23 protein-coding genes are annotated in these 26029 nt (G+C 48.2%); 12 read left to right on the top strand and 11 right to left on the bottom strand.

Going from position 1 to position 26029, the window contains the following annotated elements:
• Window positions 1–55 precede the first annotated feature (55 nt).
• The 3 genes from M1D67_RS06100 to M1D67_RS06090 all read left to right on the top strand — a co-directional run bounded on the left by M1D67_RS06100 (window position 56) and on the right by M1D67_RS06090 (window position 3376).
• Complete coding sequence (locus M1D67_RS06100; RefSeq protein WP_145608622.1) at window positions 56–1396, top strand: MATE family efflux transporter; 1341 nt, start codon at window positions 56–58, stop codon at window positions 1394–1396.
• Between the two features lie 202 nt (window positions 1397–1598).
• Window positions 1599–1940, top strand: coding sequence for a P-II family nitrogen regulator (locus M1D67_RS06095; RefSeq protein WP_020450886.1), 342 nt, complete (start codon window positions 1599–1601; stop codon window positions 1938–1940).
• 56 nt (window positions 1941–1996) lie between these two features.
• Window positions 1997–3376: an ammonium transporter gene (locus M1D67_RS06090; RefSeq protein ID WP_145624391.1), complete on the top strand. Its 1380-nt coding sequence runs from the start codon at window positions 1997–1999 to the stop codon at window positions 3374–3376.
• A gap of 110 nt (window positions 3377–3486) precedes the next feature.
• Here the strand turns inward: M1D67_RS06090 and asnB are convergent, their stop codons facing one another.
• Window positions 3487–5328, bottom strand: a complete 1842-nt coding sequence (asnB, locus tag M1D67_RS06085) for an asparagine synthase (glutamine-hydrolyzing) (protein ID WP_479831667.1) — start codon at window positions 5326–5328, stop codon at window positions 3487–3489.
• A gap of 164 nt (window positions 5329–5492) precedes the next feature.
• Between asnB and M1D67_RS06080 the strand changes: the two genes are divergently transcribed.
• Window positions 5493–6059: a DUF2777 domain-containing protein gene (locus tag M1D67_RS06080; RefSeq protein WP_020450883.1), complete on the top strand. Its 567-nt coding sequence runs from the start codon at window positions 5493–5495 to the stop codon at window positions 6057–6059.
• 38 nt (window positions 6060–6097) lie between these two features.
• Here the strand turns inward: M1D67_RS06080 and M1D67_RS06075 are convergent, their stop codons facing one another.
• The 5 genes from M1D67_RS06075 to M1D67_RS06055 all read right to left on the bottom strand — a co-directional run bounded on the left by M1D67_RS06075 (window position 6098) and on the right by M1D67_RS06055 (window position 10047).
• The gene (locus tag M1D67_RS06075) at window positions 6098–6454 is read right to left on the bottom strand and encodes a YisL family protein (RefSeq protein WP_011197750.1); all 357 of its coding nucleotides are present in this window, start codon (window positions 6452–6454) and stop codon (window positions 6098–6100) included.
• Window positions 6455–6588: 134 nt separating this feature from the next.
• On the bottom strand, window positions 6589–7641 hold the full coding sequence (gene rsgA / locus M1D67_RS06070; protein ID WP_020450882.1) for a ribosome small subunit-dependent GTPase A: 1053 nt from the start codon (window positions 7639–7641) through the stop codon (window positions 6589–6591).
• Window positions 7642–8082: 441 nt separating this feature from the next.
• On the bottom strand, window positions 8083–8292 hold the full coding sequence (locus M1D67_RS06065) for a hypothetical protein (RefSeq protein ID WP_023856615.1): 210 nt from the start codon (window positions 8290–8292) through the stop codon (window positions 8083–8085).
• Window positions 8293–8431: 139 nt separating this feature from the next.
• On the bottom strand, window positions 8432–9337 hold the full coding sequence (locus M1D67_RS06060) for a fumarylacetoacetate hydrolase family protein (RefSeq protein ID WP_020450879.1): 906 nt from the start codon (window positions 9335–9337) through the stop codon (window positions 8432–8434).
• A gap of 152 nt (window positions 9338–9489) precedes the next feature.
• Window positions 9490–10047, bottom strand: a complete 558-nt coding sequence (locus M1D67_RS06055) for a CotG/ExsB N-terminal domain-containing protein (RefSeq protein WP_224066916.1) — start codon at window positions 10045–10047, stop codon at window positions 9490–9492.
• Between the two features lie 165 nt (window positions 10048–10212).
• Between M1D67_RS06055 and M1D67_RS06050 the strand changes: the two genes are divergently transcribed.
• Window positions 10213–11298: a CotH kinase family protein gene (locus tag M1D67_RS06050; RefSeq protein ID WP_025811689.1), complete on the top strand. Its 1086-nt coding sequence runs from the start codon at window positions 10213–10215 to the stop codon at window positions 11296–11298.
• Window positions 11299–11460: 162 nt separating this feature from the next.
• Window positions 11461–11643 (top strand): aspartyl-phosphate phosphatase Spo0E family protein, encoded by a 183-nt coding sequence (locus M1D67_RS06045; protein WP_020450876.1) that lies wholly within the window; start codon window positions 11461–11463, stop codon window positions 11641–11643.
• 82 nt (window positions 11644–11725) lie between these two features.
• Here M1D67_RS06045 and M1D67_RS06040 read toward each other — a convergent pair whose 3' ends face one another.
• Window positions 11726–12019: a DUF3784 domain-containing protein gene (locus M1D67_RS06040; protein ID WP_105979077.1), complete on the bottom strand. Its 294-nt coding sequence runs from the start codon at window positions 12017–12019 to the stop codon at window positions 11726–11728.
• A 186-nt stretch (window positions 12020–12205) separates the two neighbouring features.
• Here M1D67_RS06040 and M1D67_RS06035 point away from each other — a divergent pair, with 186 nt between their 5' ends.
• From M1D67_RS06035 to M1D67_RS06010, 6 genes are read left to right on the top strand one after another with little or no spacing between them, the layout of a single operon-like run.
• Window positions 12206–12427, top strand: coding sequence for a spore germination protein (locus M1D67_RS06035; protein WP_458117875.1), 222 nt, complete (start codon window positions 12206–12208; stop codon window positions 12425–12427).
• 12 nt (window positions 12428–12439) lie between these two features.
• Window positions 12440–12685, top strand: a complete 246-nt coding sequence (locus M1D67_RS06030) for a spore germination protein GerPB (protein ID WP_039072656.1) — start codon at window positions 12440–12442, stop codon at window positions 12683–12685.
• 21 nt (window positions 12686–12706) lie between these two features.
• Entirely contained in the window at window positions 12707–13312 is a 606-nt protein-coding gene (gerPC, locus tag M1D67_RS06025; protein ID WP_039072655.1) for a spore germination protein GerPC, read from the top strand.
• Window positions 13309–13491: a spore gernimation protein GerPD gene (locus M1D67_RS06020; RefSeq protein ID WP_105979078.1), complete on the top strand. Its 183-nt coding sequence runs from the start codon at window positions 13309–13311 to the stop codon at window positions 13489–13491. The genes gerPC and M1D67_RS06020 overlap by 4 nt, the downstream gene beginning before the upstream one ends.
• Window positions 13488–13871 (top strand): spore germination protein GerPE, encoded by a 384-nt coding sequence (locus M1D67_RS06015; protein ID WP_105979079.1) that lies wholly within the window; start codon window positions 13488–13490, stop codon window positions 13869–13871. Before M1D67_RS06020 ends, M1D67_RS06015 begins: the two co-directional genes overlap by 4 nt.
• Before the next feature lie 55 nt (window positions 13872–13926).
• A complete protein-coding gene (locus tag M1D67_RS06010; protein WP_016885923.1) occupies window positions 13927–14145 on the top strand; it encodes a spore germination protein in 219 nt (72 codons plus the stop codon).
• Between the two features lie 44 nt (window positions 14146–14189).
• On the opposite strand, the gene sbcC is transcribed toward M1D67_RS06010, so the two are convergent.
• The 4 genes from sbcC to addB all read right to left on the bottom strand — a co-directional run bounded on the left by sbcC (window position 14190) and on the right by addB (window position 26005).
• Window positions 14190–17582 (bottom strand): exonuclease subunit SbcC, encoded by a 3393-nt coding sequence (sbcC, locus tag M1D67_RS06005; protein ID WP_145624383.1) that lies wholly within the window; start codon window positions 17580–17582, stop codon window positions 14190–14192.
• The gene (sbcD, locus tag M1D67_RS06000; protein ID WP_039072651.1) at window positions 17579–18760 is read right to left on the bottom strand and encodes an exonuclease subunit SbcD; all 1182 of its coding nucleotides are present in this window, start codon (window positions 18758–18760) and stop codon (window positions 17579–17581) included. The genes sbcC and sbcD overlap by 4 nt, the downstream gene beginning before the upstream one ends.
• A 65-nt stretch (window positions 18761–18825) precedes the next feature.
• Window positions 18826–22518, bottom strand: coding sequence for a helicase-exonuclease AddAB subunit AddA (gene addA / locus M1D67_RS05995; RefSeq protein ID WP_145624381.1), 3693 nt, complete (start codon window positions 22516–22518; stop codon window positions 18826–18828).
• On the bottom strand, window positions 22505–26005 hold the full coding sequence (gene addB, locus M1D67_RS05990) for a helicase-exonuclease AddAB subunit AddB (protein WP_479831666.1): 3501 nt from the start codon (window positions 26003–26005) through the stop codon (window positions 22505–22507). Before addB ends, addA begins: the two co-directional genes overlap by 14 nt.
• Window positions 26006–26029: the final 24 nt, after the last annotated feature.

Here is a 26029-nt window from a genome sequence, read left to right as displayed (position 1 = left end):
AGAAAATGGCGTTACACTATAAAACGGATTTTTTAAAAGAAAGGGGTCAAACGCCATGAAAAAAACAGCACCTCAAAACCTCTCTTTATTCGCATTGACCTGGCCTATATTTATCGAGGTTTCATTATATATGTTAATGGGCAACGCAGATACCCTGATGCTCAGCCAATATTCCGACGACAGCGTGGCAGCCGTCGGCGTCAGCAACCAAATGCTGAACTTGATCATTGTGATGTTCGGTTTTATCGCCACAGGAACAACCGTTATTATTTCTCAATTTTTAGGAGCGCGGCAAAAAGCCGAAGCGATGGAAGTCGGCTATGTTTCCATCAGCGCCAATTTTATCATCAGTCTATTCATCAGCGCAGTGATTTATATATTTGCCAAACCGCTTTTATTGATGATGGGCCTGTCCGCCAACCTGCTGGCCGAGGCCGGCATCTTTCTCCAGATCGTCGGCGGACTGTCCTTTATTCAAGCGCTCATTATGACCTTCAGCGCCATTTTGAAAAGCTACGGGCATACAAAGGACACAATGGTTGTAACCATCGGCATGAATATCCTGAACATCGCCGGCAACTATCTTGTCATATTCGGGCCGTTCGGCTTTCCGGTTTTAGGCGTGGCCGGCGTAGCAATGTCCACTTCCATCGCGCGCATCATCGGCCTGTTCGCGATCGCTCTGCTCGTCAAAAAGCGCGTCGGCATGCCATTGTTGTCCAAACGGCTGTTTGTCTTAAAGAAAAGCCATCTGAAAAAACTGCTGAAAATCGGGATACCTTCAGCAGGGGAGCAGCTTTCGTATAACGCGTCACAGATGATTGTCACCTATTTTATCACGCTGATGGGCGCGCAGGCGCTGACAACAAAGGTCTATACCCAAAATTTGATGATGTTCATCATGCTTTTCGGCACAGCGATCAGCCAGGGAACGCAAATCTTAATCGGACGCCATATCGGCGCGAAACAATTTGATGAAGCGTACAGCCGCTGTCTGAAGAGCCTCTGGTGGGCTCTGGCCATTACAACATTTACTTCCGTTCTCTTCGCTGTGTTTTCCAAACAGCTGATCGGCATTTTCAGCAGCAATCCCGATATTATCGCAACGGCCAGTATACTGATCCTTTTGACGATTATCCTGGAGCCGGGCCGCTCGTTTAACGTGGTCATCATTAATTCTCTCAGAGCTGCTGGAGACGCGAAATATCCGGTTTATATGGCGATTGTCTCAATGTGGGGAATCGGCCTTCCGATCGCTTATATTTTCGGCATTCAGCTCGGATTCGGCCTGGCGGGAATATGGTTTTCCTTCATCGCCGACGAGTGGGTCAGGGGAATTTTGATGTACAGAAGATGGAGATCTAAAATGTGGCTACAAAAAGGCTTTGCGGCATAACCTGCTTTCAACTGAAAGCAGGTTTTTTCATGTCATAAAACATCACAAGGATTTCATTCTGTGAATACAGACCTCTCTGATAATAGGTCTAATAGATTAATTTTTTTGAAAATTCGTATTGATTTTCAATTTGATATTACGTATGATAATAAACATAACAATACACGTAATAAAACCTTACACCAAAAGGAGGATTTACATTGTGAAAAAAATCGAAACGATTATACGCCCTGAACAGTTTCCCCGCCTCCGCAAAAAGCTTGAAGAGGTTGGCATAAACGGATTAACGGTCTCAGAGGTTGCCGGCTGCGGGCAACAGCGCGGGAAACAGGCTTTGTTTCGCGGCACCTCCTACGAAATCAAGCTGCTGCCTAAAGTGAAAGTCGAAATGGTGATTGAATCGGAGAGCGTTGATGAAATTATCCAAATCATCGAAAGCACATGTTCGACAAATACGGTTGGCGACGGAAAAATCTTTGTGCTCCCGATTGAAAATGCGGTTCGAATCCGGACAGGGGAATCCGGAAAGGAAGCGATTGTGTAAAACGACCGGCTCCATCCCGCCTCTTTTTGCCGATACTTTAAGAAAGGATGATTCTTATGAAAACCAAGGTATCTTTCGTCCTGTTCCTCAGTTTTTTCCTCGCAGCATCAGCTCTGGCCGCCGAACCGACGGCGCAATCGGTCAATGATTCGGTCAACATGACATGGGTGGCCATCGGCACTCTGCTCGTCTTTTTTATGCACGCCGGTTTCGCGATGGTTGAATCTGGCTTTACGAGAGCTAAAAACACGTTAAACATTTTAATGAAAAACTTTCTGACGGTCTCTATCGGCTCCATCCTTTATTTCTTCGCCGGATACGCATTGATGTTCGGGGACAGCGCTGGCGGGTTCATCGGCACAAGCGGTTTTGCTTTAGCAGGTGATCAGGATGTCGGATTTTTCGTCTTTCAGGCCGTGTTTGCCGCTACGTGCGCGACCATTATTTCCGGCGCTGTCGCTGAACGGATGAAGCTTGGCAGCTATATGATTTTGACGCTGTTTATGACCGGTCTCATCTACCCGGTTGTCGGCCATTGGACTTGGGGGGAAGGCTGGCTGTATGACCTCGGATTTGTTGATTTTGCCGGATCTGCGATCGTTCACATGACAGGTGCTGCGGGCGCGGTTGCGGCTGTCATCTTTCTCGGGCCGCGGATTGGAAAATATGCAAACGGAAAGGTCAATGCCATTCCAGGACACAGCATTCCGCTGGGCGCACTCGGCGTCTTTATCCTGTGGTTCGGCTGGTTTGGGTTCAACGGCGGAAGCACGCTTGCGGCTGATCCCGCCGCCGTCCCGCATGTCATCACCACAACCCTTTTAGCCGCGTCGGGCGGAGTCGTCAGCTCGGCGCTGTTCACTTATTTTCGCTACGGCAGGATCGACCCTTCCCTGACGCTGAACGGCGCGCTTGGCGGCCTTGTCGGAATTACCGCGGGCGCGGACGGCGTTTCATTTACAGGCGCGATATTAATCGGATGCATCGCAGGTGTCATTTTAGTTGTCAGCGTTCAGTTTATCGATCAGGTGCTGAAACTTGACGATCCCGTCGGCGCCATTGCCGTTCACGGTGTTTGCGGTGTTTGGGGGACGCTTGCAGTCGGGCTTTTCAATACATCGAGCGGTCTCTTTTACGGAGGAGGAGCCGCACAGCTCGGCATTCAAGCCGTCGGCATTTTGGCGATCGCAGCCTGGACCCTCGCTGCTACATCGGCTGTCACTGCAGTAATGAAAGCTTTCACTCCGATCCGGGTATCAAAAGAAGAGGAAATATCCGGACTCGATTATGCCGAACACGGTTCTTCGGCGTACGAGTATAAAGAAAGCTACATCGAACAGGGCGATGTTGACGTCAGCTCCGCTTTCGGAACCGATCTTGTCTCACGGCTCAACAATTTAAAGCCGGGACCGTCTTCCAAAACAGAACAGGTTTGACTCTCTTCCATCCAGTCTGCCGATCATTGAAATCAGCGGCGGTGTTCAAATAACGCCGCCGTTTCTTTTGCCAAAACGCAGAACACCCGGCTTATGCCGGGTGTTTTATGTTATTCCTCAATATCAATTCGATAATTCTCAAACCAAGTATGGATTTGGGCAAGGTGTGCGATCAACTGCGGTCCCTTCATCAATTGTCCGTACCAGGGAACTTGAAATGATGCGCCCTCCGTCTCAATCAGCCGCTCCAGTTTTTTCTTGTCTAAGAAAACATAAAGCGCCGAGTCTTTTTGCTCCAACAATGACTCCAGCCAACGAATGACGGCTTTCGTATAAGCGGGGTGGTGCGTTTTCGGATATGGACTTTTTTTGCGATATAACACTTCATCAGGCAAAATGCCTTCAAGAGCCTTGCGGAAGATGCCTTTTTCACGGCTGCCATGCATTTTGACATCCCACGGAATATTCCAGACATACTCGACAAGCCTGTGGTCCGCAAACGGAACCCTGACTTCGAGGCTCGCCCCCATGCTCATTCTGTCTTTTCGATCCAAGAGCGTTGTCATAAACCAGAGCATATTTAAGTAAAACAGCTCTCTCCTTCGTTTCTCCGCACCCGTTTCTCCTTCAAGCAGCGGTGTTTCTTTAACCGTTTCCTCGTATTTCGCCTTCACATATTCGCCGAGGTTCAGTTTTTTCTGCCAGCCGTCCTGCAGAAGTGCGATCCGTTCTTCCATTGATCTCATCCATGGGAAACCTTTCACATCTTCTGCCGAATGGAACCAAGGATAGCCGCCGAAAATTTCGTCCGCGCATTCCCCGGAAAGACTTACGACAAAGTCCTTTTTAATCTCGCGGCAAAACCACAGCAAAGAAGAATCGACATCAGCCATCCCCGGCAAATCACGGACCAGTACGGCTTCTTCCAAATAAGCGGCCAGCTCCTCCTGGGAAATCACGCAGTTGTGGTGAACCGTTGCGAATGCATCGGACATTTTTTTAATCCACGGGCCGTCGGCGTTTGGCTGAAATGAACTTGACGTAAAATATTGCTCATTGTCTTCATAATCGATCGAAAACGTATGAAGCGGCCCCTTCCCTTCTTCCTCAAAATGCTTGGCGGCCGTTGCGGTAATGGCGCTCGAATCAACCCCACCTGATAAAAACGTGCATACCGGCACATCAGACACAAGCTGCCTTGTGACGGCGTCCTGAAACAGCGACCGCACATTTTCCACCGTTTCGTCAAAGCTGTCGGTATGCTTCTCGCTTTTCACATTCCAGTAGCGCCAAACCGTTAAACCGTCTTTTGAGAAAATCATCGCATGCCCCGGGCGGATCTCTTTTATTCCTTTAAAAACACCGCTCCCCGGCGATCGCGACGGCCCGAGGCCGAAAATTTCGGCCAGCCCTGAACGGTCGACCTTTGCTTTCACTTCAGGGTGAGCGAGAATCGCTTTGATTTCAGATCCGAACAGAAATGATGAGCCCTGTTCGGTGTAAAAGAACGGTTTAACGCCGAGCCTGTCGCGTGCCGCAAAAAGAAGATCGCGCTTTTCATCCCATACCGTAAATGCAAAAATTCCGTTCAGCCTGTCGATGCATTCCTCTTTCCATTCCATGTATGAATGAAGCAAAACCTCTGTATCTGAGTGGCTCTTGAATTGATGCCCCCGCTGCCTAAGCTCTTTCCGCAAATCCTCCGTATTATAGAGTTCGCCGTTATAGCAAATCGTATAATCGTACCCTTGGTGTGTGCGGGTCATCGGCTGTCTGCCGCCTCCCAGATCCACAACTGCCAAGCGTTTATGTCCGAATAAAACATGGCGCTTTCCCCAAATATTCGTATCATCAGGTCCTCTGTTCGAAAGCGTATCAGTCATTTTCTCCATGACAGACTGCTCCTGAACAAGCGGCTTCTTAAAATCGACCCACCCCGTTATTCCACACATTGTCGATCAGCTCCAATTCTAATGTTCTTCCTCTGCTTTAGGCTTCACTTCCTTTGTCACTTTACCTATTTTATGCACCTTAAAATAATAGTTGAATTGTCCAACAGAGTCTTGTATGAGACAAGCCCGTTTTGGAAAAAACGAAATAAGAAAGGAGACCGCCCATGGACACCGAACGCCAAAAACGAATTTACGCCGAAAAGCGCAAATGGATTTACGGCAAAATTTTAATGGAAGACGGGATTTGCCTGATTGAAAACGAAGAAGGAGATTTATTTTTGGTTGAAAGCCTGAACAGTCCCGGAGTTTTCATCAGCATAGACGGAGAATGGCAAAAAGCCGAACTGTTTGATCAATTTGCCGTCACGGAAAAGCCGGAGACCGTGAAGCTGACAGGCGGAGAATCGATCCGTTATCTGAAAACGGTAAAACAGGCATTTCTCGAATTTTTGAACGATCTGGAAGACGGACAGTTCTATTCTTTTTTGGATCAGCTGAACAGCCTCGGCTTTTCCGTCTTTGACTGCGTCTTCGCCTATAACGGCTTGAGCTTTTGGCCCGGGAAAAAGGATGTGAAGGGCGTTTCGTTTTATCAATTTTCTCATGATATGAAACAATGCGCCCTGCAGCATCATTACGAACGAAAAGAGGAATGGAAGGACAGATTCGAATGGACCGCTTCAGACGGGGAACGAATCGTGATGATTTCAACCTTCAAGCCGCCGACATAAAAAGACACCAGTTCTCATAAAGAACCGATGTCTTTTAATTAAAACACTTTAAAGCCGAGTGGAAGACGGAGCCCAAGCACAACCGTCAAGAGCAGAACGACAATAAAGCCGATCCAGATCCCGGTGGCCGCTTTTCCGTTTTTCCTGCGAATTAAAAGCATTTCCATGAATCCGATGGTGATGAGGCCGAGCAAGGCCTTCGCTATGTATTCTCCGTTCCATGCCGTGAACTTTAAAAAGAGCTGCGCCCCGGTAATGATAACGATAATATAGAATAAGCGGAGAATCATATGTGTAATTTTTGCGCCTTTGCTGTTTCCAGATGAGTAAAGTCCGTAAGCAACGAACACTAAAATGAGCGCGATCACCCAAGACGTGATATGCATATGCGTCATATTCATTTTTCCCCCTATCAAATCAGGTATCGTTCTTATCTTATCATGAACCGGTCCATTAAACAAAACAATGTGAACGCTGTCATTTCCGCAGCAAAAAAGACGCTGAGATCATTCATCAGCGCCTTTTTCATTTATTTGCGTTTGTTCTTTTTCATGCTTTTCGTTATCTGTTTCCACCGCTTTTTTTCCTGCTGCGCCGCCCGTTTATCCGTTTTTCTTTCGAGGTATTCGAGCTCTTTTTTTAATTTCAGGTAGCTTTGGAACCGGCCGGCATCGAGTCTGCCGTCAGCCAGCGCCTCCTGCACGGAGCAGCCGGGTTCTGTTTGATGCATGCAGTCTGAAAATCGGCAGTTTTTTGCAAGCTGGTCAATATCGCTGAAGCTCTGTCTGAATCCTTCTTCCGATTCCCAAAGCTCCAATGCCCGCATCCCCGGCGTATCGATTAAAAGTCCGCCTTCAGGCAGCAAGAACATTTCCCTGTGTGTCGTCGTATGCCGCCCTTTGTCGTCATCTTCACGGACGGATTGGACCACCTGCCTGTCTTCATTCAGAAAAAAGTTGATGATCGTTGATTTGCCAACGCCTGACGACCCTAAAAGGGCGACGGTTTCTCCTTGTTTCACATACGCTTTCAACTCATCCATCCCATTGCCTTCATGAGCGCTGATGACATGAATCGGCACCCCGAATGCCACGGATTCCGCCTGGCGCACCTTTTCTTCAATCCGGTCAGCGATGTCGGCTTTGCTCAAGACAATGACGGGATTGGCTCCGCTTTCCCAAGCCAGCAGCAAATAGCGTTCGATTCTTCTCACATTAAAATCCAGACCGAGCGCATTGACGAGAAAGATCGTGTTGACGTTTGCTGCGGTGATCTGTTCCTCTGCCGGCTCCCCCGCCGCTTTGCGCGAAAATTTGCTGAACCGGGGAACGACCTCCGTGATCATCCCTTTCTTTTCGCCACCGCGTGGGCGCATATACACCCAATCGCCGACAGCGGGGTAGTCTCCGCGGCTCTCCGCTTCAAACCTCAGCCTGCCTGAGATTTCGGCCAGCCATTCTCCCTCTTCCGTCCATACCCGGTACAACCTTTTATGCTCAAGGGCGATCCTCCCTAAAATCAGACCTTCCTCGTCCTTTAAAGCTTCCATGATATATTTGATGCCTAATGCAGATAAATTCAATGTGGTTTCCTCCTAAAGATCTGATGATTTTTCAAACAAAAAAAGAGCCGCAAATACACGGCTCTCTCAACATATAAACACTCCATGAGCCGCTTCGACAGCCCATGGAAATATCACCAGATCCATTTGAAGAATACCAGTCGAAATATTACATGGGCTGTGCAATGATCGTTTGTTGGGCAAAAAAGACAATATCCATTCTCATCACACATCCCTCATTTCTAAAAAGTTTGACAGCTTCATTATATGCTAAAGCCAATCTTTTGACAATCCTTTATTTCACTGGATTGGAAAGCGTTTCAGCCAAAACTCTGCCTGAACCTTCCTTCGAGATCCTCCTTAATCAGGCAGGGATAACATTTCACCCAGTGTCTCAAACATGCCGTCCTTTGCAATCATTTTACAGATCGGCTGAGCGGATTGTCTGTCTTCCCTTTCATTTTAGCCAGTGATTTTATTGAATATGAAATCACTGGTAAAAAATACGATTAAACCAACCATTAAAATCAAAAATGAAATATTAAATCCTGATTCTATAAAAAATGAATATGCGGAACTTACCGATAAAGCAATCATATAAAAAACAAATCCTACTTTTGTCGCTTTTTCAGTACTTTTCTTTTCCTTTTCCGTCATTTTTCTAAAGAACAATTTCTTTCCTCCCAAACATCAATCATTATTGATAAACAATCTGCGAGCAGCCATAACACATGTCGAAAACAGGCTGTGTACTTGCCGTTGATTCGAAAAATAGCCCCCTGGCAATCTCGCATATTTTTATAAAAGTTTTTTATTTCACTGGATTGGAAAGCGTTCCGATCGGTTCGATCGTAATGTCGACTTGATCGCCTTTTCGGAGGAACTTTGGCGGATTAAAGCCTTTGCCGACTCCTGACGGCGTACCGGTTGCGATAATATCCCCCGCTTCAAGCGTCATTCCTTTAGACAGCGTTTCGATCATGTCCGCAATCGGAAAAATCATGTCCTCTGTGCTGCCCGACTGGCGGAGTTCGCCGTTCACTCTCGTCTCCACCCTCAAGTCGCCTGCGTCTTCAATCATTGATTTATGTACAAGAAACGGCCCCATCGGGCAAGTCGTATCAAGGCTTTTGCCGATAAAAAACTGCTTGTGCCTCTTTTGCAGATCGCGCGCCGTCACATCATTGATGATCGTATAGCCGAACACATAGTCGAGGGCTTCAGCTTTCGGGATGTTCTTTCCCGTTTTGCCGATGACAACCGCGAGCTCGCCTTCATAATCGAGCGCCTCTGTCACGCCTTCGTGGGCATCAATCCCTTCCATGTGGCCGATAACCGAAGTCGGCGCTTTTGTAAACACCATGATATGTTCGGGAATATCTGCTTCACTTCCCATTTCAATCGCATGATCCCGATAATTTTTTCCGATGCAGATCACGTTTTTCCGCGGTTCGGGAATCGGCGCAAGCAAATCAACGTCTGACAGCGGATAAATATACGAACCGCTCTCTTCGCTGTTTTTCTTTTTTGACCATTCCACTAGCTGTTCGACATGGCGGACAAACTTCTCTCCCTCGCTTACGCATTCGATAAGCGTTTCAGGTATCGTTTCAAGCTCAAACAGCTTTTTTTCCGCCTTTTGCAAATCCATTATCTTCTCATCCATGACAAGCCCTACAAATGTACGGCTGTGTAGCTTTGCTGTCGCAAACTTCATAAATATTCCCCCGCAGTATGATTTAAAACTATTCTACATATTCTCTAAAAAAACGAAAATTCCTTTTCGCTTTCTGCAAACAGCTTCGAAAGTCCCGGGCGTTCCTTCCCGGAAAAGAAAATGGCGGCTCACCATGCAGTAAGCCGCTTCTCTTATTTTTTTCGGTAGATGACTTCGGTCAGATTTCCGTCAGACCATTTTGTAATGGTTTCATAGCCGCCTCGTTTATGATGGTGAGTCTTCTTGCAGCGATGATGATCGGGGCGTTTACTTCTGCATTTATCCCGTTTTTTGCAATCGTGAGGCTTTTTGCTTTTATCCGGTTTTTTACAGTCGTCAGGTTTCTTGCTTTTGTCAGGCTTTTTGCAGTCATCAGGTTTCTTGCTTTTGTCGGGTTTCTTGCAGTCATCAGGTTTCTTGCTTTTGTCGGGTTTCTTGCAGTCATCAGGTTTCTTGCTTTTGTCGGGTTTCTTGCTTTTGTCGTGCTTGCTTTTATCCGGTTTTTCATGGTCGTCATGCTTCTTGCTTTTATGATGTTTTTTGCTTCTGTCCGGCTTGATCCCCCACCAAAGATCCCAAATGTTATGCGGACGCCGCTCTTTTCCCGAGCCGGCGGATTCTTCGGGTTCCCGGTCTAAATAATGGTCTCTGCCTTCGCTCTTCAGCTGATCTACCGCCTCTTTAATGTCATGATCATGGACACCACTCATCTTGTAACCTCCTGTTCTTCCTTTTTTATGTCCTGATTTATCATACGCACCGTAAAGACAAGTGTACTGAGGCAAATGACTGTTTTTGTTCAAACTTAGGCGGTCCGCTTCCGGGACTGGCTGTTTTCACATATGATATGTCAGCTGAAAAAGGAGGAAATGATGATGAGTGCCACTGCCTTGCCGGCCTTCAGGCTGCACATTCATCCGAAGCATCTGCTTGAGTTGAAAAAAGACGTCTGGAGTGATGAAGCCGTTCCGGGCATGCTCTTGACCGGTTCAGCAAAGACGCCTGTCGCAGTGTCATACAGAGGGGCCCATACCCGCAAACTGACAAAGAAGTCCTATTTCATTCAATATCCGGACAGAAAAGAAAAGGCTGAAGAAGCTGCGTTTCATTTGAACGCCGAATATCACGATCCGTCTTTCATCAGAAACAGGCTATCCTTTCATTTTTTTGAACAAATCGGCGTTCTTGCGCCGGCAGCATCGCACGCTTTCCTTTATCTCAACGAAAAAAAAGAAGGCATCTATTTAAAAATCGAATCTGTTGACGATCATTTCTTAAAGAGGAGAAATTTAGAAAGGGGGGCCATTTATTATGCCGTTGATGACGATGCTAATTTTTCTCTGCTGAGCTCCTTCGATAAAAAGGCTAAGCAAAATCTCATGCAGGGATATGAAAGAAAAACGGGGTCAAGCCGCCACGATGATTACCTCCAGGAATTTATCTACTTTATTAATACCGCAAAAGACGACATATTTGAAAAGGAAATCAAACGCTATCTCGATGTCAAACAATATTTGCTATGGCTCATCGGCGCCGTCTGCACCCAAAACTTCGACGGCTTCGTCCATAACTATGCGCTTTATTTAAACGATCGCACAAAAACGTTTCAAATTATTCCATGGGATTATGACGCGACATGGGGACGGAATATTCACGGGGAAGAAATGGAACATAACAGGATTCCGGCGAAAGGCTATAATACACTGTCTGCGAGACTGCTCGACATCCCGGCTTTTCAGTCCCAATACTTCAATTTAATGAAAAACGTCTTGCACCGCCAATTTACAATCAGCCGGCTTTCGCGGTTTGCGGTAGACTGGCATGAGACAATCGCGCCTTTTCTTGAATATGATCCTTATACAACCGTCACATACAGCCGACTCGAAGATGAGCAAAAACAAATTTTCCATTTTATCGAACAGAGGAAGCGGTTTCTGCTTTTCGAGCTTTCCCGATTATAAACGGGCGCTCTCCTTCAAAAAAAATGTCACATTTTTTGTCATATTGGCGAAAAAAATCCCTTTAACACAAAATAAGGTATACTAGCAATATCAAGGAACATCATTGCTGAATACCTGAAATCACCGACTCAAAATACAAATCGAAAGTTGGAGACTGCCATGATGAACAATAAAATTGAAGCAAAAAGACTGGCCTTATTTGAAGCTGCCGAAAAATTCGGCATCAACTCCAAAGAGGCCATTCAATGCAGTCAGGAATTGGACAACTTGCTGAACCAACGAATGCAAAAGGATGAGAACTGCGTGATACATGCGGAAGAAAGAAAAGGCCGCCATACGTCATGACCTCCGACTGCAAGCTGCGCCTGATGCCCGGCCTTCCCTCTCCTCCGTTTCCTCATCCAATGATTTCAGGTCGCAGCTTTGGCTATTCGGCCATTGTTTTTTGAACATAAATCACCGTGCACACACCGTAGGCAAGAATGACCGAAGGTGTAAAGGACTCTTGATACGGAATATAAACAAACCCGTTCAAGAATAACAAAAATCCGCTGTTCAAAAAGAAATACCCTGCGATTTTGGCCAGCTTATCCTGATCCCTTACTCTTTCCCGGCGAAATCCCCGCAATATCCAAGTTTGTTTTTTTATTCCGACTGCATAGGCTGCTGAAAAGAACAGCAGGGCTGCAGCGATTGACACCGTATTCAATTGAAAATACATGTCTCCTCCCCCTTCCCTTATCGCACCGTTTTTCTTATTCATACGTTTTCCAATCTGATAAGTTTCACCCGCATGTGATCAGCACTCACGGCAAAACCTCTTTTTTTATCACAAAAGCGCCTAATCAACATAGGATATGGTGTATAGCCCATAAAAAACGTGTGATTACTTAAAGGGTGTGCCATCATGCCAGCTATTGTCGGAGCTTTTAAAGTAAATGCCGTCGGTACGAGCGGCGTTGTTCATGTCGGAGACTGCATCACGATTTCTCCTTATGCAGAAGTTAAAACATTCGCAGGCGCCGGCAGTTTCAATACCGGAGACGGACTCAGCGTATATAACCAGAACAGCATCACCAACACATATGACAACGATTTGATTGATCAGCCGCTCGCAGGCAACCTGTAAGGAGGTAGGGGCATGAATTTTTATATCAACCAATCGATTCAAATCAACTATTTAAGAGTCGAAGGCATCAGCAACTCTTCCGTCTTGCAGATCGGGAGCGCGGGCTCCATTAAAACACTTTCCAACCTTTATAATACAGGGAGCTACACGGAAGCAGCCCCGCCTGTCGCCGGCGGCGAAGTTTTTGACGACGCTTTTGAAGACGGGACTCAACCAACTCTCGTTCCTCTTCATGCTCCTTCTGTTACAGTACCATAGGATACACGGGGGTGTAATCTCATGAAACAAAGCAATCCACAGAACTGGTATGGGTATTTGCAGCAGCAGGATGCGCAAATCCAGCGCCTCGAAAGGCAGATTGCCGCATTGCAGTCGGAATTGAACCAGCTGAAAGAAAATCCCGGTACCCGGATTGACCGGATCGAATACAAATTTGATCAATTAAAAATTGAACGCTTGGACGGAACGCTCAACATCGGGCTTAATCCGACAGATCCTGACCAGGTGGAAAACTTTGAAATCAGCCAGCAGCCGCCGGGTATCGGAATGCTGCAGCAGGAACTCGACGGCCAGCTGATGCAGCAAACGAGACAGCTCGTCGATGCCTACTTAAACGAAGAAACCCCTCGTTTGCTGGAACAGCTGGAAGACCGGTATGACAGTAAACTGGACGATACAAACCGCCACCATATCATCGAAGACATCAGAAAGCAAATCGACAGCCGCATCCGCTATTACGTCAAACATGTGCAGCCTGACGAAAACATCCAGCCCCGCGAGCATGCAGAACGGCTGGCCGATTATGTGAAACGTGATATCGCACGGGCAATCGAACACTTTCTCAAATCGATTCCTGACGAAATGAAAGGAAATGAAAACACATGAATTTTACCGTTGTGAACCGCTGTTTGGATGTAGGTAATATTAACATTACCGGGGTTTCAAGCTCATCTGTTTTTTTAATCGGAGATACAGAATGCATTTCCCTGTCATCAATTTTTGATACACCGCCTGAATCTCTCATTGTCGGGCCGTTTGTCCCGCTGGCGCCGGAATCAAGATGATCAGAACGTCAAAAGTAAAGTTTTTGAAAGTTCATTCAGTAGGGATCACCAGCACGCTGCAAATCGGGGATGTCGAAGAGATTATTCCTAAAGTGAAAATTCTCGCTGTTCAGCGCTACCTTTCACTTTTTTTCGGAAATGAAGGCTCATTTAATCAGGAAGATTTCCCTCTCTTTCAGCAGCCGATACCACATTTATTACCGGAAACCGGCGTCTCATCAGCTTTTTTCCATGAGGTTCCCGTCATTCGAGTCAGAGCTGTAAAAATTGCCGGGGTATCTTCTTCTTCAGTTTTTCAGGTTGGTTCGACGCGCCGCATGATTTCCGAGGCGAGAGTCAAACATATCAGAAAGCTTCCTCCTGCAAGGAACTCACAATAACCGCCCGGCCGACATATACTGGTTCAGAGACTTCTATAAAGGATGTCGATCAATCATGCCAGCCATTGTCGGACCCATTAAAATCAATGAAATCTCAGGAGGAGTAGTGAATTTCGGCGATTCTTTTTATCTATCTCCAAAAAGCTCTTCAAAGTCTGCACTCGGTTCTGGTGCTGGTAATACTGGAGATTTCCTTATCGTCAACAATGGTATAAACGCGACAAATTATATAGACCCGGATGTAAGCGACCAGAATGTTGTCGGAAATGCATAAAGCAGCCTCTTCCACTAGAAGAAGGCTGCTTTTTGGTTATCAGGTTAAATCATTTCAAGCGATACAGCTGTGCCTTTGCCGCTCGGTTCAGCCGGATGGACAATCAGCTTCTTCGGCAGCCTGGCCCGAAGTTCCTGAACGTGGCTGATCACACCGACCGACAGATTGTCAGACTGAAGCTTCTCCAATGCGGTCACGACCGTATCCAGCAAATCCTGATCAAGCGTGCCAAACCCTTCGTCCAAAAAGAAGAATTGGAGCGGATACTCTCCGCGAAGCTGGATCTGTGCCGAAAGTGCAAGCGCAAGCGCCAGTGAAGTCAGAAACGTCTCCCCGCCTGACAGACTCGTAACAGGACGCTTGACTCCGCCGTTGGCATCGTCCCTCATCACAAAACCGCCTTCTGAGTCGACTTCAATCGCATACCTCTGTCTTGTCAGTTCGCCGAGTCTTGCAGATGCGTCTCTTGTGACGCTTTCAAGCTGCTCTTCTGCCAAGTATTCAACAAAGCTGTTTCCTTTAAAGACGGCTTGGAGTTTATCAAGACGGTCGATGTATGTCTGCCATTCAGCCAATGATGCTTCAAGTTCCTTAAACCTTTTATGGTTCTCGCGGATGACGGCGAGAGCTTTGCCGGCCGCGCCCCTTTCTTCCAAGGCTTTGCTGAATGCCTCCTCAGCTTTGTCCTTCGTGACGGCGGCTTTTTCCCAACTCTCCTCAGAAACCGATCTCCCATCAAGCTTTTCCGTAATCCGCTTGATATTGGACTCGCACTGTTTTGTCTGATCCCAATGCATTTGAATGTCTTCTTTCAGCCGGGCAAGATCATCGCGGTCTAAAATGCTCGCTTTCACTTCAGAGGCCTTTTCAAACGGTGTACCTCCGGATTTTTCCTGCCAGATGTCCGACGCTTTCGCAAGCCTTGCTTCCGCTTCACGCAAAGCGAGCTCACACCCTTTTGTCTGTCCTCTTAAACGGCTGACTTCGGATTCGGTCTCTTTGAGCCGTCCGTAAAGCGTCTGTTCCTGCTCATGCAGCTTGGCCAATTGCGTTTTCACGTCTTGAAGCTTTTTGTCGATCGCAGCTGTATCGGGATAGCCCATCAGCTCTTTTTGATAATCGTTTATTTCTTTATTAAGGCTTTCAACTGCATAGCGGAGGTCGAGCTTTTCTTTATCAAGCGCAAACAAGCGCTCGGTGAGCTTCTCTTTTTGCTGTTCATGTTTTGTGAGAAAGCCGACGCTCATTTCGATACGCTTTTCGAATTCCTCTGCGGCCAGATCTTTTTCTTCAATCGTTTTTTGCCATTTTTCAGCCTGTTCATAAGAGAGGCCGTCGAATTGTTCGCCGAAGCTTTTTCCGCGTTCATTTAACTGGTCATTTAATTCGCGGACGCGGTTTTGAAGCCTGTTACGCTCCTTTTCTTCATGGCTGAGTCGCTCGCTGATTTGGTCGCGTTTCTTGCAGAGCTCTTTATATGTGTGAAGGAGCTTGGACATCCTGCTTTTTGTCTCTGCGAGATCCTGTCTGATTCCTTTCCATTCAAAGCTGATGCGGTTGTACCGTTCGGGAATGGTGCCTTCTTCTATCGATGCAGCGGTTTCAGGCAGTTCATGTTTGCTCTTGACTAAAAACGGGCATTCGCTCACCAGGTGGTCGGATTGCTGTTCGAGTGCCACTTTGGCCGAGAAAAACTCCTGAGCCAGCGCACCGGCTTCAGCGATGATGGCTTCCGTTTTCTCCAGTTCGGAATCCGCCTCTTTAAAGGACAGGCTTTCTATGCCGACGCGGGCGGGCATTTCATGATGTACAGATCCGCAGACCGGACAAGGCTCTCCGTCTTTGAGCTGCTTTGCCAGTTCGATTGCCAGCTGATCACGGTTTGCCTGTTCCCGTTTTGCCGCAATCTCTTCTTTTTTTTGAGATGCCACACGGATGGTCTCAGAGAGCGATCTGTCTGTTTCGCAAACGAGCGCGTACGCTCGTTCGACAGCGGCAAACAATGCCTCGATGCGTTCGGTTTCAGCTTTTACCTTTTGATCCACCGCTTGCTGTTCTTGCTGGAGCTCTTTAATCAGCGTCTCCTGCTGACCAAGCCGTTCCTTTTCTAAAGCGGCATCGTTGTTAAGCTGTTGAATGTGAAAAGCAAGCTGATTGGCATTTCGGCAGTTTTTACGCTCTTCGCTAGATACCTGGACAGATTTCAGCTCCGCTTTCAGCTGATTCTGCTTGGCTGTCCCGCGTTCAAGCAGACTTTTCACCTTGGCCAGCTCGTCTGCCGCATGCTTGATTTCCTCTTCTTTCAAACGCTGTTCGCGCTGCTTCTTCTCGGCCTCGGCCTGTGCGGCTAGCCGCTTGTTTTCAATTTCCTTCAAAGCGGTGAGCTGTTCTTCTTGCTTGAGAAGCTCCGGTTCCTTTTCATTTTTAAGACGCCTGAAATCCTCGTACTCGCGTTCTGTTTTTTTATGAAGCTCTTCATATTGTTCTAATTGTTCCCGCGCTTGTTTTTCTTCCCGGTGTGCGCGTTCGGCATCTTCCCGCGCTGCCAGCAAGGCGTCTGCATAAGGCTTGAGCGTATTTGCCGTTTCGGCGAGGTGCAGGCGGCTTTCTTTTTCCCGAATCTGTTCCTGTTTCTTTAAAAGCTCCGCCTCTTTTTTTAGATAGCTTTCTTTTTCCTGCTGCAGGTTCCAAATCTCCTGATACTCCGCAAAACGCTGCGCTTCTGCGTCTCGTTCGCGCTTCTTGCTTTGCAAAAGGCTTTCAGCTTCTTCGAGATGCTGTTCCGCCTGTTTCAGCGCCTCTTCCCCCGCATCGCCCAATCCAGCCTGCTCGGCAAGCATCTCATTTTTTCTAGCCTGCGCTGTTTGCGCCTGTTTCTTCAGTTTTTTGACGAGCCTGTCCCCGTATTGTTCGAGGTTGAACAGGCGCTGAAGCATCTGCCGCCGCTCCGCTCCTTTTAAGGAAAGAAATTCGGCGAATTTACCTTGCGGCAGGACGACTGCCCTTGTAAAATCGTCGATCGTCAAGCCCAGCAGCTCTTCGATTTTCCGGTTTACTTCATTCGCTTTATCGGCCAGAACGATTTGTTCCTCTTTCATTTCAATGAAGCGGCAGATCGATGTTTTGACCTTGACGGCATCTGTCCGCTTAAAGACCCGTTCCACTTTATAAGCCGTCTCATGGCCTGTCTGCAGCTTAAACGTAAACGATACAGCAAGCTCATCTTCGGCATGATTCAAAATACCGTGCGTATTATTGGCGGCCCGCTCCACCTTCCCATACAAAGCGAGAGTCATCGCGTCAAGAATCGACGACTTGCCGCTTCCGGTCGGCCCGAAGATGCCGAATACACCGGCATCGCACAGGCGCTCAAAATCGATCACCTGCTCCTGCCTGAAACTGTGCAGCCCCTTAATAGACAGAGAAATCGGCTTCATGTTTCATCACCCTCTTCCTGTTCCGATCCTGCGGCGAGCTCCAGAAACAGTTTGACGGTTTCCTCATCGGGAACCGCTCCACCGGTTTGTCTTTCATAAAACGCTATAAACCGTTCTTCAATCGGAACGTTTCTGGACCGGATCTTCTCTTCATCCGAGGCGGCTTCCTCAAAAACCGGACGAATATGGATGATACCTTGATGCGCTTTTCTCAAACGGTGAATTTCTTCAATCGACAGCTGGTCTGTCAGATGGATTTCAAGGTCGATCCACGCGTTTTTGTCCCGCTCTTCCTCCAGCCAGCTGTATACTTGGGACATTCCTTTTTCCGCCTTCCATTTAACGAGCGGTTTTCCACTCGTCAAATGGACCTCTTCCCATGATGCCGTTTGACCGGGTGCGGCTTCGACAATGGTGACCGATTTTGCGTATCCCGCTTCAGAAAAGCTGTAGGCAAGCGGTGAACCTGAATATCTGGCAAGCGTGCGGGCCCGTTTGATCGTCTGCGGGCGATGAAGATGCCCGAGCGCCACATAGGCGGCGTTTTCCGGCAGGCTTTCCGCAGCCACCGTATATGCGCCTCCGACTTCAATCGGCCGCTCAGAGTCCGTCTGGCTGCCGCCCGCCACATAAATATGGCTTGCCGCAATCTGCACCGCATCCTTTCTCGCCTTGCCGCACATACGCTGAAAGGTCTGTTTGATTTTCTCATCATACTGGTCGCGCAGCAGTTTTTCGTCAAATGTTTCCGACAGCACTTCATTCAGTCTGGACTCGGAAGGATAGGCGAGCGCTGCGACTGACAGGATCTCCCCACTAGAAGCGACTTCTATATCAACTGGCTCAGTCTTCGGGTACCCGATCAAGTGGATGCCATGGTCTGTCGTTAACGGAGAGGCCGCGGAAAGGCGGTCCGGATTATCATGGTTGCCGGCAATCACGACGACCGGACGGTTTCCTTTGTCAGACAAGGCGGAGAGGCTTTCATAAAAAAGCTGTTCAGCCAGTGCAGGCGGATTCACTGTGTCAAATGCGTCTCCGGCCATGATAACGGCGTCGATCTTTTCATCTTTTACGATCCTTGTGAGCTCTTCAAGAAAGTCCGCCTGTTCTTTCAGGCGGCTTCTCCCTTCAAGCGTTTTTCCCAAATGCCAGTCCGCTGTATGTAAAATTCGCATGTGTGCCTCACCTCTCTTTTCATTAAAGCTCCCCCCGAAATCGTCAGGGGGACGCCGGTTTCATATTAAAATAAGAGCACATGTCCTCCGTCAAAAAAGTACAGTGCACGCCCTTTGAGCGGCATTTTAATCATCGTTTCAACGGCTCGTGCATAAAGCTGAATTTGTGTTTCGTAACGCTTCCTTAAAATCGGTTCGGCCCCTTCGAATCCGTTTCGGTACTTTCCGTGTATCCGGTCGGTTTTGTAATCAAGAAGGTAAAAACCGTCCTCCGTCTCGAATAAACAATCGATAATTCCCTGTATCAATACAGGTTCGTCGGCTGACTCAAGATCAGGATAAACCTCTTTGGCGGACAGCGTCATGTTAAAGGGAACTTCCCGTTCGACGCGGCGGGCGCCGAGAAGCTTTTGTCCGATTTCCGTATCAAAGAATGCGAGAATATCGTCTTCCTCAATCGCTGCCCGCTGGTCTTCTGTTAATAGCTCTTTCTCAACAAGCCTGTCTAGGAGGCGGCTGAGCTCATTCATTTCAAGCGCACGGGTCAGCGGAATATGCTGCATGACGGTGTGCATCGCCGTTCCCCGTTCGGAAGCGGTCAGGCCTTTTGCCATCATAAAGGACGGCCGTTTAAACAGGAGAGCATCCTTGGTTGGGCGAATCAGCGAGCGGTCGCCGTACTCATCCTCATACTCCTTCTGCCTTTTCATTTCTGAGACAGACTGTTTTGTTCGGACTTTGGCGGCGTCTTTGTATGGATATGACCATGTCAGCCTTTCTCTGACTTGTTGCTCATACTCAAACGAACCATCGAGCGGAAGCCCCATTTGAATTTGGGAGAGCCGGCCGTGTCTTTCTTCACCGGCCTGATCAATATCTTCTGCTTGAAGATCCGCGGCCGACAGCCAGCTGACCTGAAAGCGCGCCGGATGTTCACGGATCTCATCAATCACCAGCGGCGCGCCGGATTCATCCATATCTCTGTGTCTCATCAAAGCAGGTCCAATGAAATCCAGGTAAGATTTCGCCTGAAACCGTTCATAATCCGGAAGCAGCCACTCAGACCCCGCCGCTTGTGACCGCCAGTCGGCAAGCAGCTTTTCTTTATCCTTAGCCGTCCCGACCAGGTACAGCTTTTCCTTGGCCCGGGTAAGAGCGACATACAAGACGCGCAGCTCCTCTGATAAAAGCTCGCGGCGGAGCTTTTTCTTCATCGCGATCAGCGGCAGCGTCGGATAGCTGATCCGCCACTTCGGATGAATAAACTTCGTTCCGAAACCGAGTTCTTTATCCAGCAGATAAGACTTGTTCAAGTCCATCATATTAAAATTCCGTCCGAGACCGGCGGTAAATACGACAGGAAATTCAAGCCCTTTGCTTGAGTGGATCGTCATCAGCCGAACAACGTCTTCCTGTTCGCTCAGAGCTCTTGCCGTTCCGAGATCATCACCCCGCTCCTGCATCCGCTCAATAAACCTTAAAAAGCGGAACAAACCGCGGAACGATGTCGCTTCATAGGATCTTGCCCTGTCGTAAAGCGCGCGCAAATTGGCCTGTCGCTGTTTTCCGCCCGGCATTCCGCCGACATAATCCAAATACTTCGTATCCCGGTAGATTTCCCAGATCAGCTCTGCCACAGAGTGGTTTTTCGCATACGCTCTCCACTTTTTGAGCAGGGCGTCAAAGCGGCGAAGCTTTTCGCTGAGCCTCTCATCGCCGTCTGCTGCAGAAAGGTATGCTTTCATCGCTTCGTAAAACGGCGCTTTTTTATCCTTGATTCTGATCAAGGAAAGCTCATTTTCGTCAAGACCTACAACAGGCGATCTGAGAACGGACGCAAGCGGGATGTCCTGATAAGCATTATCGATGATTTTTAATAAAGACAGTGTGACCGATACTTCTGTCGCTTCAAAATAACCCGTTGAGAGGTTCGCGTATACCGGAATCCCCTGCTGTTTAAACTCGTCCATAATTTGCGGCGCCCAAGGCATCGACCGCAAAAGCACCACGATATCACGGTACTGGATGTTCCGCGACGCTTTCGCTTTGGCATCATATACTTGAAATTTTTCTGTTATCAGCCTGCGGATTTGTCCGGCCATCGCTCTTGCTTCAAGCTGGACCGCCTCAAGCTCTTCAGCCTCTTCATCCTGCGCGCCGCTCTGGTTTTCGATGAGCAGAAGCTCCGTTTTTGTCGCTTCGTTCGACGGATAAGACGCGCCAAGCTTCAATTCGGCTTGTTCGTCATATTCGACTTCCCCGACCTTTTCTCCCATGAGCTGCTTGAATAAAAAGTTCGTGCTGTCCAAAATATCTGAACGGCTTCTGAAGTTTTTATTTAAATCGATTTTTTGACCGGAACCCGAGCCATCGTCTGTAAAGCGTTTATATTTCGAAAGGAACAAAAGCGGTTCTGCCAGGCGGAACCGGTAAATCGACTGCTTGACATCGCCCACCATAAACAGGTTCCCCTCATGCTCCTCTTTGGCGACGAGCTTTAAAATCGCTTCCTGGACCAAGTTCGTATCCTGATATTCATCAACAAGCACTTCATGGAACTGATGGCGGTAAAACTTCGCCGCTTCGCTCGGCACGGCTTCGCCGGCTTGGTTTTTCCCGGATAAAATCGCAAGGCAGTCGTGTTCAAGGTCTGAGAAATCGACGATCGCTTTTTCCTTTTTCGCGTCCGCAAACCGCTTGCCATACTCCAACACGAGCTGGACGAGCGTCTGAATGACCGGCTTCATTTCCCTCAAGCTCTCAAGGTGCTGCTCGGGAGTTCGCGTAAAATAATCGCTTTTCAGCTTTTCAAGTTGCTTTTTCGCGCTGTTGCGGAGATCTGCGGCCTCATCAACCAATCGAGGATCGTACGCATCTCCTTTGCACGGCTTCAATCTTTGAAACGAAACGGCCGGTACAAGCTCGTACAGAGCCGAAAAATCATTCTGCTGCTGAATCAGCCTGTCAATCTGCGCTAAATCATCGAGGAAATTTTCGGCGCGCGGCGCAGGCCCCCCTGGCTGCTTTGTCAAATCAAGCGCACGCGTCAGCTTTTGCCGCATCCCCTCCAGAACGAGTGCGATGTCTTCTTTAATGTAAGAATAAAACGGCAGAGCCTCAACTTTCGTATCTGAAGCCGCGTCATACAGATCAACAAATGTGTGAAGCCAGCCTTCCGGATCGGGATGCGAACGGGAAAACTCGTAGACCCGCTTGACGAGATGCTGCAAATCGAGGTCATGACGGTCTGTCGTATATCTGTCCACAAGTTCAAAAAAGGCCGGATCTTGCTTTTTGTATTCTTCTTCAAACAGCTCGTCCAGCACCTCATCGCCAAGCAGCTCGCCTTCCGTCTGATCGGCGATCCGGAAAGCCGGATCAACATCGATCAAATAATAGTATTTGCGGATGACTTGAAGACAGAATGAGTGCAATGTTGATATGCTCGCTTTGTTTAATAAAGCAAGCTGTCTGCGCAAATGAAGCGATCCCGGATTTTCGGCAAGCTCTTTTTCGAGTGCTTCGCCGATCCTGTGCTTCATTTCAGCCGCAGATGCATTCGTAAAGGTGACGACAAGCAGCCTGTCGACATCTACGGGATGTTCCTGATCCGTTATTTTCCGAATGATCCGCTCAACCAGCACGGCCGTTTTTCCGGAGCCGGCCGCTGCCGCAACTAAAATGTCCCGGCCGGATGAGACGATCGCCTTCCATTGGTCATCAGTCCAATTGCTGCCCTTCGGTTTAGAAATCTCCATCTGTCTCATCCTCCTTTTTCAGCCGCTCCAAAATCACGTTGTCTTTTTCGGATTTTAATATCCGGTATTCGTTTTCCTCAAGCGATTCGTCAAACTGGCAGAATGACCGGTACGAACAATATGTGCACGGTGTCCGGTCTTTTAGCTTGTAAGGCTCGATCGACACTTTACCGTCTGTGATCTCCTCACCGGCCTTCTGAAATGTCCGGCGGATATGGCGCCTTAATACATGAAAATCCTCTTCTGCAATAACGTCAGAATCCGAACGGAGCGAGCCGTCTTTTTTTAAGCCTGCGCTGATCATGTTCGACCTGCCTTGTTCCAGCGTGGTATCCATCAGCTTGACCGCTTCCTGGTCTCCCAAGAGCAGCCCTTTCATCTTGAACTTTTTGAAAATCTCTTTTTCTATTTCATCAAGGCCGAGCGGCACCGAAGCCTGGATCATCGGATCGTGCACATGAAAATAAAGCACGCCTGCAGGAGATGCTTTCATGCCGAGCCAATCGGTTGAATACGTGATCGACAAATCGAGATATGTCAGCATTTGCAGGGCGAGGCCGTAATACACCTCGGCCAAATCGAGGCCTTTATCGCTTGATTTATAGTCAACAATCCTAAGCAGCAGCCCTTTTGAGCTCTCCGCTTTATCCACTCTGTCGATCCGGCCGACAAGCTCCATTGTGCAGCCGTTCTTCAAGGTAAAACGCATTGGAGGAAGCGGACCTTTCCCCCCGAATCCGAGCTCGATGCCGACGGGGGCAAACCCGCTTGCTTTTGCATGCTCGCTTAAAATGCCCGATACCCTGGCAATGATTTTTTGCAGCTTCTGCTTCACGTAATGATGACGGTTCGAACTGAGCAAAATCTCTTTTTGCAGCTTTGGCGCGAGCCGTTCAACTGCATCGCTTGACAAAGTCTCGCATTGGGCTTTCGTTAAGTCGCGCCAATCCAGTTTAAGCTCGTGAAGCCGATCTGAAATCAGCTTCAGCGCCGAGTGGAACAGCTGACCGATATCCGGAGCTTCAAGCTTGAAAAATTGACGTTCCTTCAGCTTTAAACCGTGCGAAGCAAAATGGGAAAACGGACAGGCTTTGAACGTCTCCATCCGCGACACGCTTCCCTGAATGTGCTCCCCATATAAATCGCGGCTCACATGCCGGTTCAAGTTTTCGACCTTGTTTCTGAAAAACAGGCTGGACAGGATATTTTGAGAAAAGATGCGGTCAGGCTCATTCATTAAAAAGTTGTATGTACTCCACCATACATCGCTGATCGCATACTGCCTCGTCCAAATGCCGAGCTGTCCTGCCAAATGGCTCAAGGCGGCGCCTTTATTCACGAGAAATTCAAGCTGGGCTTCGTCGTCCAGCTGCTCGGGTTCATGAATCAGCATCTTCTCTTCGCCGTCCGGGAACAGCTCATTCAGCCGTTTCACTACTGTTGAAGGAAGCAGCGTCTTCCCTTCCGAATCTGCGATCGGATAGGAGACATAGAGCTTTTCAGACGGGCTGGAAAGCGTCATGTAGATCAGAAAATTCTCATCCAAGAGCTGCTCTCGACCCGTCGCCGCCAGCTGTGCGCCGTTTCGTTTCAGCCACTCCCGGTCATCGTCTGAAAGCACGCCGTCGTCCGCAGGCCTCGCCGGAAGTATGCCGTCGTTTACACCGATGAGAAATGTGCATTTCGTGCCGTACATCCTTGAAAGGTCCATATTGCCGATAAACACTTGATCAAGAGCGGGCGGAATCAGCGCGAATTTCAAAGACTCCAAGCCGGTTTCAATCATTTGCTGAAATAAAGCAAACGATATCCGCTCTGTGCCCATCATTTCAACAAACTCGTCCAACAGTTGAATAACGGCATCCCATACTTGCTCATGCTGGCGCGACTCTGCAATCCTACCGCTTTCTTCGGCCAGCCGCCTTTCCTGTTCAAGCTTCATCGGAACATCGGCTTCTTCAAGATAAAGGTAAACGGCTTCGGCCATTTCCCTGACGGTTTCAGCTTTTTTCAAGCGCTTCTGCAGCCTGTGGATCGGTGGAACGATCCAGCCCTTTAGTTCATTGAGCATATTTTCCGTTTCAATCTCTTTGTCTGTCTTGGCAAAATCCTCATCCAGTGAAGCGTACCTTCTGTAAACAAACGGATCTTTGCTTGTCCATCTGTCTCCTTTAATGCCATACGCAATACAGTAGTTTTCAAGCTGGTCAATCTGTTCGCGCAGCCGTTCCTTCGGCTGTCCTTCCGGGAATAAAAGTTCCGTTTTAACACAGCGGAACACCGCTTCATACCGCCAGTTTCCTTTAATGATATCAAGCGTCGAACGGATCAGCTCAATGAGCGGATGATTTTGCATCGATTCCTTGCCGTCTATGAAAAAAGGAAGTTCACAGTCTTTAAAAACTTCTTTTATCGTATCTTTATAATCTTCAACATTGCGGGCAATAACGGCGATATCCCTAAGCCTGAAGCGGCCCTGGCGAATTAAAGAATGAATCTCGCGCGCAATTCCTTCAATCTCAGTTCTTCTGTTCGACGCCTGCATGATGCGGAGCGATTCCGTCCGTCCGCGATACGGTTTTGCAGGACGCTCGTCAAAATAGCGTTCAAGGTGCCGGAGCTCCGAATGTTGCTGGTGCCGTTTCGTTTCTTCCAGCCGCACTTCTGACGGATCAAGGCCAAGTTCCTTCGCCTTCTGGTAAAGGTCATAGTACGCTTTCCCGGTCATTCTGAACAGATGGAGCTCATTCGGGCTGTTGGCCGTAAACGGCTGATCCGCCGTCAGCGAAAAAGTGATCTCCTCCGCATGTACCATCAGCTGTTCCAGCACGTTCATCTCCTGTGGCGTAAATTGGTGAAATCCGTCCACGTAAACGGCAGCGTTTCTAATCTCATCCGCATACGGAATCTGCTCGGCCAAAAGCGTCAAATAATCCTCAGATTGAACATATTGATTCTCCAGATTTTCCTCAAGCTTGCTGTATAAAATATATAAGTCGTGCAATTTATCGGAAAGGATCCGTTCATCTTCGTATTCCGATTTGCCCGTCCCCTCTATCATGTCCCGGATGCTTTCAGGCCGCAGACAATGCCGTTTAAATTCGGTCAGCATCCGTTCCACCTGCTCCGTAAATCCGCTTTTATCGCTTGCGTTTTGATAGACTTTAAACTCGCCCTTATGCTCTTCAATCAGTCTCCGCAGCAGCATCTGAATGCCCGTCCCCGTCAAAAACGGCCGATTCATGCCTCCGGTATGCTGGAGCACTCGCCAGGCAAGCCTTGAAAAACTGTACACTTGGGCGCGGATAGTTCCGCCCAAATCAGGTGTTTTGCTAAGCTCGTATTCCATTAAAAACGTCATTTGATCCGGGACTAGAAAAATGATCGGTTTTCCGAGCGGTTCATCGCGAAGTTTTTCTCTGATTTCATTCAGGATAAAGGTCGTTTTCCCACTCCCGGATCTGCCTGATAAAAATACTGCTCCCACTAAGCTCGTCTCCTTTCTGTTTCT

It is taken from the genome of Bacillus sp. PK6-025, assembly GCF_056530265.1.
Note: the sequence above shows the minus strand (reverse complement) of the source record. Positions and strands in the feature narration are given on the sequence as shown.

Bases quoted from the DNA above. Each gene is read 5' to 3' on its own strand.
- M1D67_RS06100 (WP_145608622.1), top strand. From the start codon at position 56: ATGAAAAAAACAGCACCTCAAAACCTCTCTTTATTCGCATTGACCTGG.
- M1D67_RS06090 (WP_145624391.1), top strand. From the start codon at position 1,997: ATGAAAACCAAGGTATCTTTCGTCCTGTTCCTCAGTTTTTTCCTCGCA.
- asnB (WP_479831667.1), bottom strand. From the start codon at position 5,328: ATGTGTGGAATAACGGGGTGGGTCGATTTTAAGAAGCCGCTTGTTCAG.
- M1D67_RS06080 (WP_020450883.1), top strand. From the start codon at position 5,493: ATGGACACCGAACGCCAAAAACGAATTTACGCCGAAAAGCGCAAATGG.
- M1D67_RS06075 (WP_011197750.1), bottom strand. From the start codon at position 6,454: ATGACGCATATGCATATCACGTCTTGGGTGATCGCGCTCATTTTAGTG.
- M1D67_RS06060 (WP_020450879.1), bottom strand. From the start codon at position 9,337: ATGAAGTTTGCGACAGCAAAGCTACACAGCCGTACATTTGTAGGGCTT.
- M1D67_RS06055 (WP_224066916.1), bottom strand. From the start codon at position 10,047: ATGAGTGGTGTCCATGATCATGACATTAAAGAGGCGGTAGATCAGCTG.
- M1D67_RS06050 (WP_025811689.1), top strand. From the start codon at position 10,213: ATGAGTGCCACTGCCTTGCCGGCCTTCAGGCTGCACATTCATCCGAAG.
- M1D67_RS06045 (WP_020450876.1), top strand. From the start codon at position 11,461: ATGAACAATAAAATTGAAGCAAAAAGACTGGCCTTATTTGAAGCTGCC.
- M1D67_RS06040 (WP_105979077.1), bottom strand. From the start codon at position 12,019: ATGTATTTTCAATTGAATACGGTGTCAATCGCTGCAGCCCTGCTGTTC.
- M1D67_RS06035 (WP_458117875.1), top strand. From the start codon at position 12,206: ATGCCAGCTATTGTCGGAGCTTTTAAAGTAAATGCCGTCGGTACGAGC.
- M1D67_RS06030 (WP_039072656.1), top strand. From the start codon at position 12,440: ATGAATTTTTATATCAACCAATCGATTCAAATCAACTATTTAAGAGTC.
- gerPC (WP_039072655.1), top strand. From the start codon at position 12,707: ATGAAACAAAGCAATCCACAGAACTGGTATGGGTATTTGCAGCAGCAG.
- M1D67_RS06020 (WP_105979078.1), top strand. From the start codon at position 13,309: ATGAATTTTACCGTTGTGAACCGCTGTTTGGATGTAGGTAATATTAAC.
- M1D67_RS06015 (WP_105979079.1), top strand. From the start codon at position 13,488: ATGATCAGAACGTCAAAAGTAAAGTTTTTGAAAGTTCATTCAGTAGGG.
- M1D67_RS06010 (WP_016885923.1), top strand. From the start codon at position 13,927: ATGCCAGCCATTGTCGGACCCATTAAAATCAATGAAATCTCAGGAGGA.
- sbcC (WP_145624383.1), bottom strand. From the start codon at position 17,582: ATGAAGCCGATTTCTCTGTCTATTAAGGGGCTGCACAGTTTCAGGCAG.
- sbcD (WP_039072651.1), bottom strand. From the start codon at position 18,760: ATGCGAATTTTACATACAGCGGACTGGCATTTGGGAAAAACGCTTGAA.
- addA (WP_145624381.1), bottom strand. From the start codon at position 22,518: ATGGAGATTTCTAAACCGAAGGGCAGCAATTGGACTGATGACCAATGG.